The organism is Eisenbergiella porci, assembly GCF_009696275.1.
Lineage (GTDB): Bacteria > Bacillota > Clostridia > Lachnospirales > Lachnospiraceae > Eisenbergiella > Eisenbergiella porci.
Window position 1 is genome coordinate 21,852 of the sequence record NZ_VUMI01000039.1, and the last position, 20,068, is coordinate 41,919.

Annotated in this window: 17 protein-coding genes and 1 pseudogene; 2 read left to right on the forward strand and 16 right to left on the reverse strand. The window is 50.7% G+C overall.

Going from position 1 to position 20,068, the window contains the following annotated elements:
• Positions 1-46: 46 nt before the first annotated feature.
• The 6 genes and pseudogenes from FYJ45_RS20115 to FYJ45_RS20140 form a co-directional block, all read right to left on the reverse strand.
• Positions 47-832 (reverse strand): sensor histidine kinase, encoded by a 786-nt coding sequence (locus tag FYJ45_RS20115; protein WP_195841903.1) that lies wholly within the window; start codon positions 830-832, stop codon positions 47-49.
• Between the two features lie 111 nt (positions 833-943).
• The gene (locus FYJ45_RS20120) at positions 944-1,693 is read right to left on the reverse strand and encodes a biosynthetic peptidoglycan transglycosylase (RefSeq protein ID WP_102288583.1); all 750 of its coding nucleotides are present in this window, start codon (positions 1,691-1,693) and stop codon (positions 944-946) included.
• 129 nt (positions 1,694-1,822) lie between these two features.
• Complete coding sequence (locus FYJ45_RS20125) at positions 1,823-2,425, reverse strand: TetR/AcrR family transcriptional regulator (protein ID WP_021638163.1); 603 nt, start codon at positions 2,423-2,425, stop codon at positions 1,823-1,825.
• A gap of 292 nt (positions 2,426-2,717) precedes the next feature.
• Positions 2,718-2,904 (reverse strand): annotated as a pseudogene (locus FYJ45_RS20130) (sugar O-acetyltransferase); the annotation flags it as partial.
• Positions 2,905-3,419: 515 nt separating this feature from the next.
• A complete protein-coding gene (gene guaB, locus FYJ45_RS20135) occupies positions 3,420-4,874 on the reverse strand; it encodes an IMP dehydrogenase (RefSeq protein ID WP_154466973.1) in 1,455 nt (484 codons plus the stop codon).
• A gap of 402 nt (positions 4,875-5,276) precedes the next feature.
• Positions 5,277-5,771 carry a DUF6106 family protein gene (locus tag FYJ45_RS20140; protein WP_021638158.1) on the reverse strand — a complete coding sequence of 165 codons (495 nt, stop codon included), beginning with the start codon at positions 5,769-5,771 and terminating at the stop codon, positions 5,277-5,279.
• 389 nt (positions 5,772-6,160) lie between these two features.
• Here FYJ45_RS20140 and FYJ45_RS20145 point away from each other — a divergent pair, with 389 nt between their 5' ends.
• Positions 6,161-6,847: a hypothetical protein gene (locus FYJ45_RS20145; protein WP_154466974.1), complete on the forward strand. Its 687-nt coding sequence runs from the start codon at positions 6,161-6,163 to the stop codon at positions 6,845-6,847.
• Positions 6,848-7,347: 500 nt separating this feature from the next.
• Positions 7,348-7,773, forward strand: a complete 426-nt coding sequence (locus FYJ45_RS20150) for a hypothetical protein (protein ID WP_154466975.1) — start codon at positions 7,348-7,350, stop codon at positions 7,771-7,773.
• Here FYJ45_RS20150 and FYJ45_RS20155 read toward each other — a convergent pair.
• The 10 genes from FYJ45_RS20155 to glnA form a co-directional block, all read right to left on the reverse strand.
• The gene (locus tag FYJ45_RS20155) at positions 7,754-8,989 is read right to left on the reverse strand and encodes an AfsR/SARP family transcriptional regulator (RefSeq protein WP_154466976.1); all 1,236 of its coding nucleotides are present in this window, start codon (positions 8,987-8,989) and stop codon (positions 7,754-7,756) included. The genes FYJ45_RS20150 and FYJ45_RS20155 overlap by 20 nt on opposite strands.
• A gap of 142 nt (positions 8,990-9,131) precedes the next feature.
• Complete coding sequence (locus tag FYJ45_RS20160) at positions 9,132-10,091, reverse strand: GGDEF domain-containing protein (RefSeq protein WP_154466977.1); 960 nt, start codon at positions 10,089-10,091, stop codon at positions 9,132-9,134.
• 313 nt (positions 10,092-10,404) lie between these two features.
• Positions 10,405-11,841, reverse strand: coding sequence for an Asp-tRNA(Asn)/Glu-tRNA(Gln) amidotransferase subunit GatB (gatB, locus tag FYJ45_RS20165; protein WP_154466978.1), 1,437 nt, complete (start codon positions 11,839-11,841; stop codon positions 10,405-10,407).
• On the reverse strand, positions 11,842-13,395 hold the full coding sequence (gene gatA / locus FYJ45_RS20170) for an Asp-tRNA(Asn)/Glu-tRNA(Gln) amidotransferase subunit GatA (RefSeq protein WP_154466979.1): 1,554 nt from the start codon (positions 13,393-13,395) through the stop codon (positions 11,842-11,844).
• A gap of 100 nt (positions 13,396-13,495) precedes the next feature.
• The gene (gene gatC / locus FYJ45_RS20175; protein ID WP_154466980.1) at positions 13,496-13,789 is read right to left on the reverse strand and encodes an Asp-tRNA(Asn)/Glu-tRNA(Gln) amidotransferase subunit GatC; all 294 of its coding nucleotides are present in this window, start codon (positions 13,787-13,789) and stop codon (positions 13,496-13,498) included.
• Between the two features lie 185 nt (positions 13,790-13,974).
• On the reverse strand, positions 13,975-15,306 hold the full coding sequence (gene aspS, locus FYJ45_RS20180) for an aspartate--tRNA(Asn) ligase (RefSeq protein WP_154466981.1): 1,332 nt from the start codon (positions 15,304-15,306) through the stop codon (positions 13,975-13,977).
• A gap of 510 nt (positions 15,307-15,816) precedes the next feature.
• Positions 15,817-17,031, reverse strand: coding sequence for an LL-diaminopimelate aminotransferase (locus FYJ45_RS20185; protein WP_154466982.1), 1,215 nt, complete (start codon positions 17,029-17,031; stop codon positions 15,817-15,819).
• 16 nt (positions 17,032-17,047) lie between these two features.
• On the reverse strand, positions 17,048-17,887 hold the full coding sequence (gene dapF / locus FYJ45_RS20190) for a diaminopimelate epimerase (RefSeq protein WP_334296513.1): 840 nt from the start codon (positions 17,885-17,887) through the stop codon (positions 17,048-17,050).
• A 63-nt stretch (positions 17,888-17,950) separates the two neighbouring features.
• A complete protein-coding gene (locus FYJ45_RS20195; RefSeq protein ID WP_276891992.1) occupies positions 17,951-18,496 on the reverse strand; it encodes an ANTAR domain-containing response regulator in 546 nt (181 codons plus the stop codon).
• A 147-nt stretch (positions 18,497-18,643) separates the two neighbouring features.
• A complete protein-coding gene (gene glnA, locus FYJ45_RS20200; protein WP_035322982.1) occupies positions 18,644-19,987 on the reverse strand; it encodes a type I glutamate--ammonia ligase in 1,344 nt (447 codons plus the stop codon).
• Positions 19,988-20,068 lie beyond the last annotated feature (81 nt).

A 20,068-nucleotide genomic window follows, 5' to 3' on the forward strand; every position in this document is an offset into this window, starting at 1 on the left:
TAGTGGCAGCAGGGGCAGGTATCACAGAGGGAGGAATTATTTCCCCCTACTCTGATTTAATACGCTGAATCAATGGCTCCTTCCCGCAGTATCTGACCGCCCACAAGATGTCCTTTGCTTCCGCTGTAAACAGGATGCCGCCCAGGGCAGAGGCCAGCGTTTCGTAGAGGGATTCCTGTTGCTTGCGTATGGCGAGGATTCCTGATTCCAGCCGGGAGGTCCTGACAAGCGCCTGCATGAGGAAGTCCAGCTTCTCCACCTGGCCGTTCATGGCCTCCAGGAATTCTTTTTGCTTTTGGGGCGGCATGGTATGGGTCAGGAGGGTGTTCCCCAGCATTTTCAGATTGGCCGCCGGGGTTTTTACCTGGTGGGAGATATCGGAAACCAGTTCCTGGAGACGCTGTTTTTCTTCTTCCACACGGCTGCGGCTGTTCTGCACCACTTCATACAGGCGCAGGATCCTGTTCCCAAGCCTGGATAACAGTGTGTCCTCCTCCAAATCTGTAATATTCCGCAGGAGGTGTCCCATTTGCTGCGATGCAGGGCCGGCTGTGTCTTCATACAGAGTATTCCCGGATGCCATCACCGCATCCATCAGTTCCCCTGTTGCTGTCATAAATTGATCCAGGTGTCTGCGCAGGCCGGTGAGAATCAGGCAGCCCCAGCCAACCGCAATCGAAATTGCCGCCAGGCCCATATACAATACTGCCAGAGAACGGCTGTATATAAAAAAGGCCCCTGTCAGAGCCGTTACCATTAAAAATGCCGCGGCGCTGACAGCTCCTATATAAAGCCGCCATTCTGCGCCGTCCCTGTATTTTTCTTCCGTCATATGCATTTTCTCCCTGTCTTTCCTGCTTTTATCTACCTGTCTTTCTGTTGTCTTTCTGTCTCTATTACTTTCTGTCTTTCCGGCTTTTCCCTGCGGCAGCCCTGTACCGGTTTATTGGATTTCCGTCTCACCGGCCATGGCCTGCTTCGCCTGTTCTCCCCATTTGAGGATTTCTTTTGCATCGTCACTTGTCAGATATTTCTGGTCCACCATGCACTCCAGGACGGTGCGCTGTCTCTGAGCCGCCAGCTCAGGTTTGTTGGTAAGCGCATAAACGGAGGGCGCATTGGGAATTCCCGCCAGAAGCGTGCTTTCGAAATCATTCATCTGTCCCGGTTCTTTTCCGAAATAACCTTCGGCAGCATCGTAGACGCAGTAATATCCGCTCCCGAAATAAATAGTGTTCAGGTACAGCTCCAATATCTCGTCCTTACTGTAGTTTTTCTCCAGGTCGAAGGCAACGAACAACTCCGCCACCTTCCGCAGGAATTTCTTTTCCTGGGAAAAATAAAGATTCTTGGCAAGCTGCTGGGTGATGGAGCTTCCGCCCTCCGCCAGCTTTTTTTCCCTGATATTCGTGACAACCGCCCTTCCCGTAGAGAGGAGATCGATTCCCCCATGTCTGTAAAAACGTTTGTCCTCCACTGCCACCACCGCATTTTTGTAGATGTCAGGCAGTTGGGAAATGGTTGTGTAGTGAGGCTTGGAACGAATTTCCTCCACCTTATCGGCAAGCGGCGTCTCCTGAATTACCTGCTGGTATATCTGGTAGCCCTGCCACACAAAATGCCCGCCTACGGCGCAGGCCGCCAACAGCAGAAGAAAAAATAATGACAAAATAAGCTTCTTAATAAATTTCATGAACAAAAACTCCTTCATCTTTCCGGAACCATCCGCAGGAATTTCCCGGTGCAGGGCAAGCTGCGCCCGTAAAACACCGGATAGTTACGAGTATAGCATATTTTTTTATCTTATCACCGGAAAGAGTTCTTAAAATTCTTTAAAGTTTTTTTGTATATTCCCGGATTTCAACGCCCCCATACCAAACATCATGATATTTTCAGCCATTTCCGCGATTTCCTCGGCGCTTGTTACCATGCCCTCCGCCAGCCATTTCTGGAGAAGGCCGATACAGCCAGCGCTGACAAAGGCGTAGAAAAATTCAATCTGCTTCGGCGTGGCCGTTTCAAAGTAACGGGAATAGGTCTCCACACATTTTTCCCGTCCCAGGTTAATGAGGCGCAGCGCAAATTCCTTATCGCCGAAATCCCCCAGAGTCACCGTACAGATATCCGCATTTTCCTTCAGGCACTGAAAAATCCCGGTGGTTATTTTTACAGGCGTAAGCCCTTCCGGCTCCATGGACAAAAGAGGCTCCAGCGCTTTCTGAAAATCCTCCATCATTTCCTCTTCCATTTTTTCCAGCAGATCATAAATGTCTGCATAGTGGGTATAGAAGGTTCCTCTGTTAATCTGGGCCGCTTCGCACAGCTCCTTAATGGAGATGCTCTGGATGGGCTTTTTTTTCAGCAAATCCGTAAAAGCCTTACGGATCAGTATTTTGGTTACTCTGGTTCTGTGATCGTTTCCCATATCGCCGCCTCCCTTTCAAGCTGTATCTGCTGCTGTTTATGCGCAGCAAGCGTGCATACCTGATGTTATATTATCTGCTTTTATGATACCATATTCCTGCAAAAGGGCAAAGGGGATACCGACTGGAACCTCAGGAAGCGGATTCAGGGCAGCGCTGTTTAAATGAAAACGGGCTGATGCAGGCCGGATGGGCGGGACGAGAGGCATTTAAGACGCAAAAAATTTGGCGGGACTGAATTTTTATTATTTCAGTCCCGCCTCTTTTTAAAGATTTTCCTGGCTGCCGTTTTTTTCAGTCCAGATCGATTTCCCTGTCTCTGTAATAATATTTTCTGTCTTTTTCCCCGATTTCCCTTACCACTTTGCAGGGATTTCCATAAGCCACAACATTGGCGGGAACGCAGGAGAGGCTCCACCGGGTGGCCCGCTGTGGCAAACGTCACATTCGGGCCGAACATTACATGGCTTCCTATATTGATTCATAGCTTTTATGTTTATCCGCATAATCCGGCAGACGATTATGCCATTTCTGTTTATTTTTCCTGCTGGTTGGGTATATGTTCCTGCACCGCCGTCCGGTGATGTGCAGTGGACGGAGCGGACTTTTCAGTCTCCGGAGCTTTTTTCAGCATAGCAGGCTCTGCCACATATTCTCTTTCTGCCGGCTCATTCCCGAAACTCAGACAGCATAATTACGTAATATCATATTGCGATGAACGCGGCGGTTTGACAACATATATATTTGTAAATTGTAACCGTTCGGACAGGTCTGCGCATTTACTGCACGGAGCATACGAATACACAGCAGAAGCAGGCAACCGTACCGGCCTATTGCGCAGCGCTTATTAATGGCCGGATGCCTGCCTGCGGTATAAAAAAGCTGCCCCGTACCGCATTTCTGCAGTTTTCGGGACAGCTTTCCCTGATTCGGCGGGTCAGAAATTTTCCACCTGCATATAGTTAGGAGCCTCCAAAGTAAGCTCCTTTACATTTTTTATTCATCCACACTGTAGTTAGGAGCTTCCTTGGTGATATGGATGTCGTGAGGGTGGCTTTCCTTCAGGGATGCGGCGGAAATCTTGATGAATCTGCCGTTTTCCTTCAGTTCCTCGATAGTCTGTGTTCCGCAGTAGCCCATACCGGAACGGAGGCCTCCTATCAGCTGGAATACGGTGTCTTCCACAGTGCCTTTATAGGCTACGCGGCCTTCCACGCCTTCGGGTACGAGCTTCTTGGCATCATTCTGGAAATAACGGTCCTTGCTTCCGTTTTCCATGGCGGCGATGGATCCCATGCCGCGGTATACTTTATATTTACGTCCCTGATACAGTTCAAAGGTTCCCGGGCTTTCGTCGCAGCCTGCGAAGATACTTCCCATCATGCAGACATTGCCGCCTGCTGCGATGGCCTTTGTCATATCTCCGGAATACTTGATACCGCCGTCCGCAATAATCGGAATCCCATATTCCTTGGCAACCGCATAGCAGTCCATGATTGCCGTTACCTGAGGTACGCCGATACCTGCAACCACACGTGTGGTACAGATAGAACCGGGCCCGATACCTACCTTAACGGCATCTGCGCCGGCTTCAATCAGATCCCTGGTGCCCTCGCCTGTTGCCACGTTGCCTGCGATAACCTGCAGATCCGGATATTTTTCCTTAATCATGCGCAGACATCTGAGCACGTTTTCGGAATGTCCGTGGGCGGAATCAAGAACTACCACATCCACCTTTGCATCCACAAGAGCGCCCACACGGTCCAGAACATTGGCGGTAATGCCTACGCCTGCGCCGCAGAGAAGGCGGCCCTGGGCATCCTTTGCTGAAAGGGGATACTTGATGGTTTTCTCAATATCCTTAATGGTAATAAGACCCACCAGATTAAAATTGTCATCTACAATAGGGAGTTTTTCTTTTCTGGCTTTGGCAAGAATTTTCTTAGCCTCATCCAGGGTGATTCCTTCTTTGGCTGTAATCAGGCCTTCGGAGGTCATGGATTCTTTGATTTTCTTTGAAAAATCGATTTCGAATTTAAGATCACGGTTGGTAATGATACCAACGAGCCTGCGTCCCTCGGTGATAGGCACGCCGGAAATACGGAATTTTGCCATCAGGTTGTCCGCATCCTCCAGTGTATGCTCCGGGGAAAGCGAGAACGGGTCGGTGATGACTCCATTTTCTGAACGTTTTACTTTATCAACTTCCTCTGCCTGCGCTTCAATAGACATGTTTTTGTGGATAATACCAATGCCGCCCTGCCTTGCCATGGCAATTGCCATTCTGTGTTCAGTAACGGTATCCATTCCTGCACTCATCATCGGAATGTTCAGTTTGATCTTCTTTGTCAGCCAGGTTGTCAAATCAACCTGATTCGGAATTACCTGGGAATATGCCGGGACAAGCAGCACGTCGTCAAAGGTAATGCCGTCACCTATAATCTGACCCATTTCTTCTCCTCCTGTTTTTTCATTTGAATTGGATTTGACGGTTTTATCCGTTCCGTGGTTCCCATTGCGCTTCGGGTAAGGCGGTTCTGCGTCCCCTTTTTCAGGCAGCACCCCTGCGGCCATGCAGTGCTTTCTGTAAGGGGCGTTTAAAAACGCCAGTCCTTATGCCGCGTTCTTTGCGGCGTTAGTACTGCTGCGTTTTTAACCGAGCGGGAGCGTCCCCGAACAGAAAGCACTGCCTGGCCGCAGGGGGCTGCCTGAAAAAGGGGACGCAGAACCGCCTTGCCCGAAGCGCAATGGGAACTGCGGAACGGATAAAACCTTAAAAATTGTGAATATAAAACTGCCAGTAAATTACTGACAGTTTTGTTTTGAAAAGTGTACCAAACTTGCGGACGATTGTCAATCGGTAAAAACTTTTCTCGGTGCAATTGATTTAATAGCCGCTACCATTTCGGCGTTGGGCTCGAAAATTACCCTCTTTTCTCCATTATATATCATACTGTAGCGGATGTCGGGCTGCTGCTCCACGCCGCTGCTGTAATCCACGACCTTCAGCTGCCTGTTCTTGTAATCATCCAGATGCCAGGACTTGATGGGCGCCAGAATTTCCATTCTTTCCAGGTCAAAGGTCTCCACTTTTTTCCTTCTGGTTCTCGCCATGATCTTGTCCACGGTGAGCTGCTTGTCCACGTACAGATACTCATATTCAAGATTCGCATTCAGGCTGACAAAATAAGCCCCCACTCCGGCCACTACCGCTATAATAAGGAAAACAATCAGTCCCATAAAGCCAAGAAGCCCTGTGATTACGGCGATCCCGATCAGCAGAACCTTCAATGCCGACATTAATCCGTTCGCCTTTTTCTTCACCATGCATTCTACGTAAGTCTCCATTACACATACCACCCTTTATTATTCTGCAATGCCCTTCCGGCATTTTTATCTTCAGGTAATATGATATTACAAAATGCTGTAACATGCAAGCAAGAATCCCTTTTTCCGCCTGGTTTCGCTAAAAATTCACAGGGATTTTAGAAAAATTTTAGAGGTTAGGCAAAACGCTTCATTGACATCATTTGAACAACCGACTATCATATATAAGGAAACAAAAAGCAACAGTTCCGACAGGCCTGCGCATTAACTGCGCTGTCTGTGCGAATACGCGGTGGCAGCTGGCGTCCGGCCCATCACGCAGTATTTTTTACAGCCGGATGCCTATAACAGTTCGCCTGGCTGAGCTGTACGACAAAAGAGCTGCCGCGGCAGCGGAAGTGAGGATGATTATGGCAGAAGGAAATTCCGTTTCAGATGAAATCAAAGCCCAGCGCAAAAAGCTTGCGGGAAAAACACCGAAAGAAAAGCTTCTCTATTTCTGGGAATATTACAGGATACCCGCACTGGTGATTATACTTGTCATCGCTTTTGCCGGGAACCTGATTTACACCATTGCAACAGCTAAAGACAGCGTATTATCCGCTCTGTTCATCAACGGATATTCGGAGATGGATACCGAGGCCTTTATGAATGGCTTTAATGAATATGCGGGAATTGACACCAAGGAATACACCACTTCCCTGGAGATGAATTTCACCATCCAGGAGGAGGCTATGGATCAGTATACCATGGCCAATGTACAGAAGCTTATGGCGCTTGTCGCCGCCAAGGAAATTGATGTCATTATGGCGGATACCAAGACCTTTACCAATTATGCGGATCCGGGATATTTCTCCAATCTGAATGAGGTTCTTCCAAAGGAGCTGGTTGATAAATACCAGGATCGTTTCTTCTATTATGATGTGCCCGATGATGAGCAGGGGGAAATCCCCATCGGCATCCAGCTTGCCGATGCGCCGGGAGTTGTCAGGACACAGGCTTATGCCGTTACCAATGACGCGCTGTTCGGAATCGTTGTCAATTCGGAGCATGTTGATAATGCGGTGAAATTCCTGGAATATCTGGATATGGAATAAAATGAAAAAAGGCAGGCTGTCCGATCATCACCCGGACGGCCTGCTTTTTCTATATTCCGCAAGCATACATTGTATAATCCGTTTCAGCAGACGGCAGGAAACCGGCTGTGTCCAGAATTCCTGCACGGGGATCCTTCTGCTTTCCGCAAGGAACCCTTCCTGATCGCTGACCCATAATACCGGAAGCCTTCCGCTTCTTTTTCGTATTTCATGGCAGCAGTTCATTCCGGCAGCGCCGTTTACCACCACCGCGGCAAGGGACGGACCGCCTTCCTCCAGCCATTCATTTTCATATACCTTTTCCCACGGCCGGAAATAAAGCCGGCAGTCCGTTTCCGGCTCCTACTGTCACCTATGTGGACGGGAACCGTGATGGCGGAGACAGCGAACAGCAGACAAAGCCGCCTATTACCCAGCCGGCTCCCGATATACCGGACACTCCGCCCGCTCAGGATACCGCCTCCGGTTCCGCCGCTGTTCCTGAGACAGAGACTTTCTTCATGTCCCCTCAGGATATACAGGAGCCTGCCACAGATCTGCCTGAAGAGACGGAAAGCCCTGAGGGACGGCCAGCTGTCCTCTCCGCAGCCAGGCTGAAACTCCTGTCCGGATCCTATCCCGACTTCATTCCCTTTGAACATAACGGCATACTTCTGCGGCTCCCTACCAGCTGGCTGGAAGAACAAATCCCTGAAGATGATTCCCTGTTTTCGGTAACTTTACTCCGGCCTTCGGAGGAAACCTTCCGTATTGTTCTGTCCGTGGACGGGAAAGAGCTGACAGATCTTCCCGCTTCCCATATCATGCTGCCGATAGAAGACACGGTTTCTTCCTACAGGCTTATGCATGAAACCGGCTGCGTCAGCGAAGGGCTTGCCGCAAAGGACGGATTTCTCTCCTTCACTGTCACCAAAACAGGGGATTAGTTTCATTCTCCTCTGCCGCCGGATACACCTCATAGCGGATGGATATTTTTCCTCTGAACCCATAGCTTAAAAAGCAGTTGGAAACACGGCTCTGGGTAATCTCGCAGTTCTCCTGCCTGATTCCCACAAGAAGAACGAGAAACTGGTTGTTTCCGTAGCGGGTAAAGGAATCTCCCCTGCGCAGTGCAGAGCGGATCGCGCTTTTCAGCTTGTCCATATAGCTGTCCAGCCTGGCATCCTCCGTCAGCGGCATGCCTTCCCCGTCCACCAGGGTACAGAGCATCAGGAAAGCCGGCTGCCCGCTTCTTTCCGCCATACGGCAGACAATATGGTAGCAGTCCACAAAACCAGGATAGCTGCAGAAGTAAGCGCCGTTTTTCTCTTCATTTTCCTGAAGTCCCTGCTTGATATCGGTAATTACCGAAGCGTTGTAATGAATCTTCTCCCGCATCTGCCGGAATCTTTCCAGCATTTCCTCCGAAGGCTCCAGCCCCAGCTCCTCAAAGTAGAAGGCCGCCGCCGTGTCATAGATTTCCATGGCCTCCTTATATCTTCCCAGAGCCATCAGACAGTCTATCTGCATCAGATAATATTCCTCGAAAAAGTAAATTCCGCAAGCCTGAGCGCTAAGTTCCAGAAGTTCTTCGTACTCCTGTCTTTCCCGCAGCAGAGCGGAAGCCTCATTGATGCAGTCCACGTACAGCTTCTGGTACTTGCAGCTTTCGATGGCAACCCACTCCTCGCCGGCCAGCTCCGGAAGGAATTCCCCCCGGTACATTCTGCAGGCTTCCTTAAGCAGCTCCGCTTTCTTGTCAGGATCCGTCTCCTGAAGCGCCTCTTCAGCTGTAAGGCGAAACCTGTCCGTATCCCGTTCCAGCGGAACCGCGCAGTAATTCCAGCGGTATAACCCTTCCTGGAACCAGATACAATCCGTATTCTCAAAGCAGTTCAGCTTCTGGATATATTTACGCAGACGGTAAATATTCACACGCAGCGTGGCTCCGGCATCCTCCAGCTCCTCCCTGCCATACAGCCTTTCAATCAGCTCCGCCCGGGGAATTCCTTCTCTGCCAGCATACAAAAGAATCTGAAACAGCTGCATCATTTTGGATGTTCCGGAATAATTATTAGGCAACGGCTTTTTCCCGTAAACCAGAGAGAAGCCGCCCAGCATATTTACCTGTAAAATTGTCTTATCAACCGATTTTCTGTTCATTTCTCTGTTTTACCCCATTCATTCTCCTGTTTGCTTTTCATTTCTTTTCCGCTGCATTTCCGTAATTCCTCTGCCCGCACACAGCAGGGGCCTGACATTGGCTCCAATATACACGGAATACTTTTCTGTAATGCAGTCATAGTTACTCCTGATGCGCTCCACCACCTTCCAGGCGTTTTCCAGGCTGGCCCCTATTACCATGAGCAGGTACTGGCAGCTGCTGTACCGGGTGTAGACATCTCCGCTGCGCAGTGAGGCACAGATTGTCCCCCCCCAGCTTTTCCATCAGGTATTCCCGATCCTGCAGTGTAACGAACTGCTTCCTGTCATCCACCAGCGTCAGCAGAACTGTATAGGCACTGATGGGCAGACGCATCAAACCTCTTTCTACAAAACGGTACAGCTGCTTAAAGGTTGCAAAATCCTGGCAATACGCGCCCTGCGGCGACGTCTTTTCTCTCAGTTCCATCCAGAGCAACTCCATATCAAGATCAATTCCGGTATCCTCCGTATGGTTCTTTACCGCTGCGGAAATGATTTCCGGTTTTCCATGCTCCTCATCATAACTGCATACCGCTGCCTTCCCCTTCTTCTTTCCCTGGAACAAGGCATAATCTGCATGGTCAAAAGCAGAGGTGTAGTTATCCTCCTGCCTGCAGCCGACAACGCCAATGGTGGCGGAAAGCCGCCCCTCCACTCCCATTTTATCACCCATCAGCTGCATTCGCCGGATTAATTCTTTGCCCTTTTGCATTGCCTCCTGCAGCGTGCATTCCCTTACCGTAAAAATAATGAACTCGTCTCCGCCGAACCTTCCCACCACATTCTCCGGCGGAAATATCTCCTTCATCAAAGCCGTCAGGCCCTTCAATACTTCGTCTCCGAACAGATGACCGTACCTGTCATTGATCCTTTTAAAACCGTCTACATCCACCACCATTAAATTGCCGCCCTCATTTTTTTTCAGCCGTTCAATAATGATATTTTCAGCAGTTATTCGATTGTACAGTCCGGTCAGGCCGTCGGCCTCACTCAACATTTTCAGCCGGGAGTTTTCTTCCTGAAGCTCCAGTATTTCCTTTTCCATCAGGCCAATACCCATAAGGTTCCTCCTTCATGCCGAAAAGACATATCCCGGCCATCAAAAACTGGTTAATTTAAAAATATCACAGTAGTTGCAATAAATCAAGTTTTGGTGCGCGAACGGCAATTTCTGTGTCTAAATGGCAAAAACAATATAACACTTGCACGCTTTTTAAAACATTTTTTCTCTGTTTGTAACGTTTAAAACTTCCGGACCGCCTGGCTTTCCCTGCAAAATACGAGGGAAGATCTGTATGACCGGATAGAACTCAGGTTCCATCCGGTCATATTTTTATCTGATAAAATATTGGTTCATTCTGAAAAAACGGTTTTTAACCCTGCAGAATTTCCCTTACCATTTCATTTACCAAAGCCGGGTCAGCTTTGCCCTTCATGGCTTTCATCGTCTGTCCTACCAGGAAGCCGGCCGCCTTTTCCCTGCCGTTTCGGAAGTCCGCAGCCGACTGCGGGTTGTCTGCAATAATGCCCTCAATTGTGCTGCGCAGCAGGCCTTCGTCATTCACCGTTTTTAATCCGTGACGCAGGGCATAAGCTTCCGGCTCCACGTTCTCTTCAAACATCACGGAAAAAATCTTCTTCGCTACGCTGCCGTTAATTTCCTTCCTTTCCGTCAGCTCTATCAGCTTCGCCAGATTAGCCGGGGAAAAACGGATATCCTCCGGCTCCTCACCTTTTTCCTTAAGCAGCCGCAGGGTTTCCCCCATAATCCAGTTGCTCACCTTTTTGGGCTGTCCGCACAGCTTCGTGGTTTCTTCGAAAAGATCCGCCAGCGGTTTGGATCCTGTGATAATTTCGATATCATAATCAGGCAGCTCATATTCCTGCCTGTAGCGGGTCATTTTTTCCGTCCGGAATTCTGGCAGCTTCCGGCGGACAGCCTCCAGCCAATCCTCCCCGATATATATGGGCGTAAGATCCGGATCCGGAAAATAGCGGTAATCCCGGGCATCCTCTTTGGAACGCATGGCATGGGAAGATTCCTTGTTGTCATCCCACCGTCTTGTTTCCTGGATTACCTTTTTTCCCTCCTCCAGCAGTTCGATCTGGCGCTGCCGTTCCCCTTCTATTGCGCGGGAAATGGCTTTGAAGGAGTTCAGGTTCTTCATCTCCGTCCGGATCCCCAGCTGCCGTACGCCCGCTTCCCTCACGGAAAGGTTGACATCGGCGCGCATACTTCCCTCCTGCAGCTTGCAGTCTGAGGCGCCAAGGTACTGAATAATAAGCCTCAGCTTTTCCAGATAAGCAATCACCTCATCGGCGCTTCGCATATCCGGCTCGGATACGATTTCAATCAGTGGGACGCCGGATCTGTTATAATCCACCAGGGAAATATCCTCCCATTCATCATGTATCAGCTTTCCCGCATCCTCCTCCATGTGGATTTCATGAATTCCTATTTTCTTCCTCCCGGCAGGCGTCTCGATTTCCACGCAGCCGTTTTGGCAGATGGGGATGTAGAGCTGGGAAATCTGATAGTTCTGCGGATTGTCGGGGTAAAAATAGTTCTTCCGGTCAAATCTGCAGAACCTGGTAATGGAACAGCCGGTGGCAAGGCCCACAGCCATGGCATATTCCACCACCTGCTTATTCAGTACGGGAAGGGAGCCCGGCATTCCGGTACAGACGGGACAGGTATGGGTATTGGGCGCTCCGCCGAAGGCGGTGGAGCAGCCGCAGAAGATTTTGGTCCGGGTTGCCAGCTCTACATGAACCTCAAGGCCGATTACTGTTTCGTATTGCTTTGCCATTTATCCGCGCCTCCTTTCATCAGAATCCGTTCCGCCGGCTTTGCTGCCAGCTGCTGCTGGTTCTGGTACTGCCGTCTCTTCTGCCCGGCCTGGACAGTCCGGGAAACGGCCTCTGGCCTGCTCATAGGAAAAGGCCGCCTGAATCAGTTTTTTCTCCTGGAAGCAGTCACCAACCAGCTGCAGGCCGATGGGAAGCCCCCGGCTGTCCAGGCCGCAGGGCAGGCAGATTCCGGGAAGTCCCGCCAGATTGGCGGAAATCGTATAGATATCTCCCAGATACATCCGTATCGGATCCGTCAGGCTCTCTCCCAGCCCCGGCGCTGTTGTGGGAGCCACCGGCCCCAGCAGACAGTCATAACGGGCAAAGGCTTCGTCAAAGGCTTTTTTTATCAGCGCTTTGACACGGAGGGCTTTCAGATAATAAGCATCATAATAGCCGGAGCTTAATACAAAGGAGCCAAGCATGATACGGCGCTTCACCTCCGGGCCGAAGCCTTCGGAGCGGGTTCTTTTATACATCTGATGCAGTCCTTCGTATTCACTGGTACGGTATCCGTATTTAATACCGTCAAAACGTTCCAGGTTAGAGCTGGCCTCCGCGGAAGCGATGGTATAATAAGCGGGAATTGCGTATCCCACCAAAGGAAGATCAAATTCCTCCACTTCAGCCCCTTTATCCTTCAAAAGCTCCGCTGCCTCCAGGACGGCCTTCCGTACCTCCGGATGCAGCCCTTCTCCGAAATAATCCCGGGGAATGCCGATTCGCATCCCACTCACGTCGTCCTTCAGCGCGGAGGTAAAATCCGTTTTTTCCCCTGCGGCAGCAAAATCCACGGAGGTGGAATCCTTGCTGTCATGTCCTGCGATCACCTCCAGTATTGCCGCGCAGTCCGCCACATCCCTGCACAGCGGCCCTATCTGATCAAGCGAAGAGCCATAGGCAACCAGTCCGTAACGGGAAACAGCTCCGTAGGTGGGCTTCATTCCCACCACGCCGCAGAACCCGGCCGGCTGGCGGATGGATCCTCCGGTGTCGCTGCCCAGGGCTGCAAAGCATTCTCCCGCCGCTACCGCAGCCGCGGAACCGCCTGAGGAGCCTCCCGGCACATGCCCCGGGTTCCAGGGATTCCCGGTCACTCCGAAGGCGGAGGTTTCCGTTGTGGACCCCATGGCGAATTCATCCATGTTGGTTTTTCCCAGGATAATAGCCCCTGCCCGCTCCAGCCTCACCACAGCTTCTGCGCTGTAGGACGGGACAAAATTGGAAAGGATGCGGGATGCACAGGTTGTTTTAACATCCTTTGTGCAGATGTTATCCTTGACGGCTATCGGCACGCCTGCCAGCGGCCCGGTCAGCTCCCCGGCATCAATTGCTGCCTGCACCTGTTCCGCCCGCTTCAGGGCACGTTCCTTATCCAGGCTGATATAGCAATGAAACTTTGCCTCCTTTTCCTCTATCTGCCGGAATGCTTCTTTCACGGCTTCCCGGCAGGTACATTCTTTTTTCTTTATTTTACCGGCCAGCTGTACGGCCGAAAATTCCATAAGACTCATAATTGCCTCTCTTTCCGCAACAGTTCAGCCTTCGGCCAAACTGTTACCTCTTTCCGCCTGACTCAAGGCTTCCTGCATGACGCATAGTTTCGTTTATGAACTAATCCACCGTACGGGGGACCTTAAACATCCCGTCTTTGCATCCCGGCGCATTTTTCAGTATCTGTTCCCTGTCGTCGCCGTTTGTTACCACATCCTCCCGGAATACATTGGCGGCGGCAGATATATGGCTCATGGGCTCCACGCCTTCCGTGTCCATTTCATTCAGTTTATCTATATAATCCAGCATCCGTCCCATGTCGGCCTTGGCCTGCTCCTTCTCTTCCCCTGTAAGCTCCAGCTTTGCCAGAATGCCTACGTAGTCGATGGTGGCGTCGGTTATTACGTTTGCCATGTTGTTCTCCTCCTTTTTTTGTACGGCCTGCGCAGTAAATGTGCAGGCCTGCCGGACAGTTTCTTATGGTTCCAAGCGGCTCAGAATCCCACGTGATTTGAGCCGATTTTACTTCTTCACTGCCCTAAGGTTCCAAACGGCTCAGAATCCCACGTGATTTGAGCTGATTTTACTTCTTCACTGCCCTAAGGTTCCAAACGGCTCAAATCACGGGGAAACAGTGTGGTTTCGCGGACGTTGTCTTCTCCCACGAGCTTCATGGTGAGCCTTTCCAGGCCGATGCCCAGGCCGCCGTGGGGCGGCATTCCATATTTGAAGGCCATCAGATAGTGCTCCATTCCCTCCTCCGTCATGCCCCGTTTCGCCATTTTTTCAAGCAGCATATGGTAATCATGGATCCGCTGCCCTCCGGTGGTAATCTCCATACCCTTAAACAGGCAGTCAAAGCTCAGCGTAAAAGCAGGATCCCCGGGATCATCCATCGCGTAAAAGGGACGCTTTTTGCTGGGATAATGGGTGACAAATACGAAATCGCTTCCATACTCCTCTTTAAAATACCTGCCGATAAGCGATTCCTCCTCCGGCTCCAAATCGTACGGGTTGCGGATGAGCCTGCCGTATTTTTCACTCGCAAGCCTTTTTGCTTCGTCAAACCGGACACAGGGGATTTTCTCAGTGTCCGGGAGTTCGATATCCAAAATGGCCAGCTCCCTGCCGTATTCCCTTTTCAAAAGCCCCATAATGTTCTGCAGGGCCCCGGTTTCCATATCCATAATATCTTCAAAACCGTCAATGTAGCCCATTTCAAAATCCAGGGAGGTATATTCATTCAAATGACGCTTTGTGTTATGCTTCTCTGCCCGGAACACCGGAGCGGTCTCAAAAACCCTGTCAAATACGCCCACCATCATCTGTTTATAAAACTGAGGGCTCTGGGCGAGCACCGCCGGCCTGTGGAAATAATCCAGGCGGAAAATATTTGCTCCGCCCTCAGCGCCCCTGGCTCCGATTTTAGGAGTGTGGATTTCCGTAAACCCCTGTGTGACAAGGAAATCACGAAAGCCCCTCACAATCCCATCCTGAATACGGAATTTCGCCCGTTCCCGGATATTCCTCAAAGAGACAGGACGCAGATCCAGGCTGGTTTCCAGGGAAATATTCATTTTCCACTTGGAAATGGGAATCGGCATCGCCTGCACAGGCTCCGAAAGAATAACCACCGCCCTCATCCTGATTTCCACACCGCCCGGAGCCTTTTCCGAAGCCGCCAGGAAGCCTGAAACCTCCACCGCACCGCCCTCTCTCAGCTCCTTTAAGGAAAAATCCGCCTTACCCGGTTCATACACACACTGCACCAGCCCTTCCCTTTTCCGAAGGATGACAAAGGCTATCGTCCCCATATCACGTATGGCATGGACAGCCCCATTCACCTTTACCTCCCTTCCCACCATCTCCGGTAAGAGAAGATCTCCGATTTCCAATACCTCTTTCTGCTTCACTCCTGTCAAAAATTCCATAACTTTGGTCTCCTTTTTCTGTGGCTGGTCTGCAAGTTCCACTGCGGGGCGGAACCATTTTAAAGAAACCCGTAACCTTTTATTTCCTGAGTCTCTCTGCCTTCAACTCCATCCTGGCAGCCGCCAGATATAAGGCAAGGCTGCCAGGCTCGTTCCTCGGAAATAAAAAAATCCCGGAATGCATACAATCTGCATTCCGGGACGGACTCCAAACGGATCCGCGGTACCACCCGCATTGATAAGACGCCACTTCCAACAAAGTGTTTTACCGCCTTACCCACTCTTACACTTAACGCGTGTTACACGGATTACCCTACGTTTCTCACGAAATTTCAAATAACCGGCTCCCGGGTGTTCCCTTTGTCAGCTTACACAAGCAGCGCTCTCAGTCGGTGACGCCGCATTCCTGTCGCTTCCCCTGACAAGAGTCCCGTTCAATGCCATTACTATAAATTGTTTCACATCATACCACAACCCATCCCCAAAAGCAAGACTTTCCTTAATCCCTCTTTATATCTCTTTAATCCTCTCCACAGCCTCCACCGTATTCTCATACGACCCAAACGCCGTCAGCCTGAAATACCCTTCCCCGCTCGGCCCGAACCCCGCTCCCGGCGTCCCGACCACATTCGCCCGTTCCAGCAAATAATCAAAAAACTCCCAGCTCCCCATCTGCCCCGGCGTCTTCATCCACACATAAGGAGAATTCACCCCGCCGTACACCTCATACCCGGCGCTCTTAAGCCCCTCCAGAATATAACGCGCATTTTTCATATACCTGTCCACCATGCTGCGGATCTGCGCCTTCCCTTCCTCCGAATAAACAGCCTCCCCGGCCCTCTGCACGATATAAGGCGCGCCGTTGTACTTCGTCCCATGCCTCCTGGTCCAGAGCGAATGCAAAGACACTCCGCCGCACACCATATCCTTAGGCACTACCGTATAAGCCAGGCGCAGGCCGGTAAAGCCCGCATTCTTGGAAAAAGAACGCAGCTCAATGGCACAGCCCCTCGCCCCCTCACACTCATAAATACTGTGAGGCACATCCTCCTGGGAAATATACGCCTCATAAGCGGCGTCAAAAATAATCACCGCCCCCACCCGGTTCGCATAATCCACCCATACCTGCAGCTGATCCTTCGTCACCGTACAGCCCGTAGGATTATTCGGGAAACACAAATAAATCAAATCCGGCGTCTTTTCCGGCAGCTCAGGGACAAACCCGTTCTCCGCCGTACACGGCATATAAATCACATCGCTCCAGACCTCCGACTCCTTATCATAGCTCCCGGTCCTGCCCGCCATCACATTAGAATCCACATACACAGGATACACCGGATCACACACCGCAATTTTACTGTCCGCCGCAAAAATTTCCTGAATATTGGCAGAATCCGACTTCGCCCCGTCAGAAACAAAAATCTCATCCGGTTCAACCGCGCAGCCCCTTGCCTGAAAATCATTTTCCGCAATGGCCTTCCGCAGAAACTCATACCCCAAATCCGGGGCATACCCATGAAACGTATCCGCATCCGCCATCTCATCCACAGCCCTGTGCAAAGCCTCCACCACTGCGCCCGGCAGCGGCTGCGTCACATCCCCGATCCCTAAGCGGATGATCCTCTTATCCGGATTTGCCGCAGAAAACGCACTCACCTTTTTCCCAATTGTTGAAAAAAGATAACTTCCCGGAAGCTTCAGATAATTTTCATTTATCCTGTACATATCAAAATTTCTCCTCTCAATCCTCCACACAGCCCTCAAACACCGTCTCCGCAGGCCCTGTCATATAAACCCGGTTGTTCTTTTCATCCCACTCGATTTCCAGTTCCCCTCCCAGGACCTTAACCGTCACCCGTCTCTCCGTCAGCCCATTTAACACACAGGCCACAGCCACAGCGCAACAGCCCGTCCCGCAGGCCAGCGTCTCCCCGGAGCCGCGCTCCCAGACACGCATTTCCACCGTATTCCTGTCCAAAACCTTCACGAATTCCGTATTCACCCTTCTGGGGAACCTGGGATGATTCTCAAAAAAAGGCCCTGTCTTTTCAATTTCCAGACCTGCCACATCCTCCATGTACACCACCGCATGAGGATTTCCCATGGAAACACAGGTCATTTCATAACTCCTGCCCTCCACCTCAATCGCTTCAGCCACCGCCTGCTCACCGTCACATACAACAGGGATCTCCTCCGCCCTGAGCACAGGCTCCCCCATATCCACACGCACCTGCTTCACCCTGCCATTCTCCGTAAAAAGCCGCAGATACTTCACCTGTCCGAAGCTCTCAACAGTAATTTCCGTCTTATCCGTCAGCCCTTTGTCATACACAAACTTCGCCACGCACCGGATGCCATTCCCGCACATCTCCGCCCGCGTCCCGTCCGCATTGTACATCTCCATTTCAAAATCCGCCAGACTGGACGAATTCACAAAAATCACGCCATCTCCTCCGATCCCGAAATGCCGGTCGCTCATCCGTCTGACAAAATCAGGCTTCTTTTCCAACGGGATTTTTTCCGTAAAACCATTAATATACACATAATCATTTCCGCAGCCCTGCATTTTTGTAAAATTTATCTTCATGTATCTTTTCCTTCTTTCCTGAAAAATAACTGCCCTGTCCCTTTGCAGCCACTCATGTCAATTCCTTGTTACCAGCACCATTTTCGCCATCTCCACCATGTTGGTGCCGCTGTCCATACTGCACTTTTGTATGTACCTGTGCGCTTCCTCTTCCGTCATCCGGTTCCGCTCCATCAGCAAAGCCTTGGCCTCTTTGATAATCGCCTCCTCCTCCTTGCTCCGTTCCCTGGGCGCAAGCCGCTGCCTTCTCCTCTGCCTTTCCCTGGACTGACACATCATATCCACCGTGCTGACCAGCTCCTGCACCTTCAAGGGCATGGAAAGACACACAATATCCTTCACGCTGACCTCGCTTAAATATCCCGGGGAGGCCAGGAGGAGCATATCCATTCCCGGGAGAAGATAATCATATAGCTCCGAATATGCCATATCTATCAGCTTATAGCTGCAGATAACAATACCGCCGGATAAAGCATCCGCAGCCCCCAGCGCCTGGGCGCCGGTGCTGCAGGCCGCCATCACTGAAAAGCCGCTACGCACAAGAACATTCTTTATGCTTTTGGCATCCTCTATTTTCGGTAAAACCACAATGATATTTGTCACATGAGTACCTCCATCTGTAAGCAGCTCCCGATACGGCACATGGCCCGTATGGCCATATCGCAGCGCCCGTTACAGCACATGGCCCGTACGGCCATGAAGCAGCGCCCGTTACGACACATGGCCCGTATGGCCATGAAGCAGCTTCGCTCAGAATCGGTTCAAATACTCATTAATCTCCCAGTCCGTTACCTGCGCACGGTACCTGTTCCACTCTTCCTTTTTGGCCTCAATATATTTGTTCGCCACATGCTCGCCCAATGTTTCCCTGATAAATTCGTCCTTCTCCAGCTCTTCAACCGCCTCTATCAAGGTACCCGGAAGACGCTCTATCCCCATCAGTTTTTTCTCATCCTCTGTCATGGCAAAAATATTGCAGTTCACGCTCTTTGGCGGCTCCGTTTTTTCCCGGATACCTTCCAATCCGGCCCGCAGACATACCGCCAGCGCCAGATAGGGATTGGCCGCCGGATCAGGACTTCTCAGTTCAATCCTGGTTTTCTCGCTTCCCGCCGCCGGAATCCGTAGCAGAGGGCTTCTGTTAGCCGTGCTCCACGCGATGTAAACCGGCGCCTCAAATCCCGGAACCAGCCTTTTATAAGAATTCACAAGCGGATTCGTAATCGCCGTAATTGCCCTGATATGCTTCAGGATTCCTCCGATAAAATAATAGGCTTCCCTGCTCAGCCCGTTTTCATCCCCGGCGTCCTGAAAAATATTCCTTCCGTCCCTGGACAGAGACATATTGATATGCATACCGGAACCGTTCACCTCCGCTTTCGGCTTCGGCATAAAGGTAGCATGCAGCCCATGTCTTTTTGCAATGGTTTTCACCGTAAGCTTAAAGGTCATAATATTATCGGCAGTCGCCAGCGCTTCATCATATTCAAAATCAATTTCATGCTGTGCCGGGGCCGCCTCATGATGGGAGGTTTCCACAACAAACCCCATATCCTCAAGCGTCAGCACCATATCCCTTCTCGCATTTTCCCCCCGATCCACCGGCCCCAGATCAAAATACCCCGCCTGTTCATGGGTAATCGTCGTAGGCATGGCGTTTTCATCCATATGGAACAGAAAAAATTCACACTCCGGCCCCACATAAAACGTATATCCCATTTCCTCCGCTTCCTTCAGCGCCGTCTTCAGAATATATCTGGGATCCCCTTCAAAAGGCTTATCTCCCGGCCGGTACACATCACAAATCAGCCGCGCCACCTTCCCCTGCTGCGGTCTCCACGGAAAAATCTCAAACGTATCCAAATCCGGATGCAGAAATAAATCCGATTCCTCTATTTTCACAAAACCATCTATCGCCGAACCGTCAAACATACACCGGTTATCCAGCGCCTTTTCCAGCTGGCTGGAGGTAATGGCCATATTTTTCAGACAGCCGAACATATCCGTAAACTGCAAACGGATAAACTCCACATCTTCCTCCTCCACCAGTCTCAGGATATCTTCTTTCGTATACTTCTTTCCCGCTAACTGCATAGCTACCATTCCTTTCCCTGCAAAATAATCCCCTTGCTTATTGATAACACTTCGTAACAGTTCAGCCATTTGAACTATTGC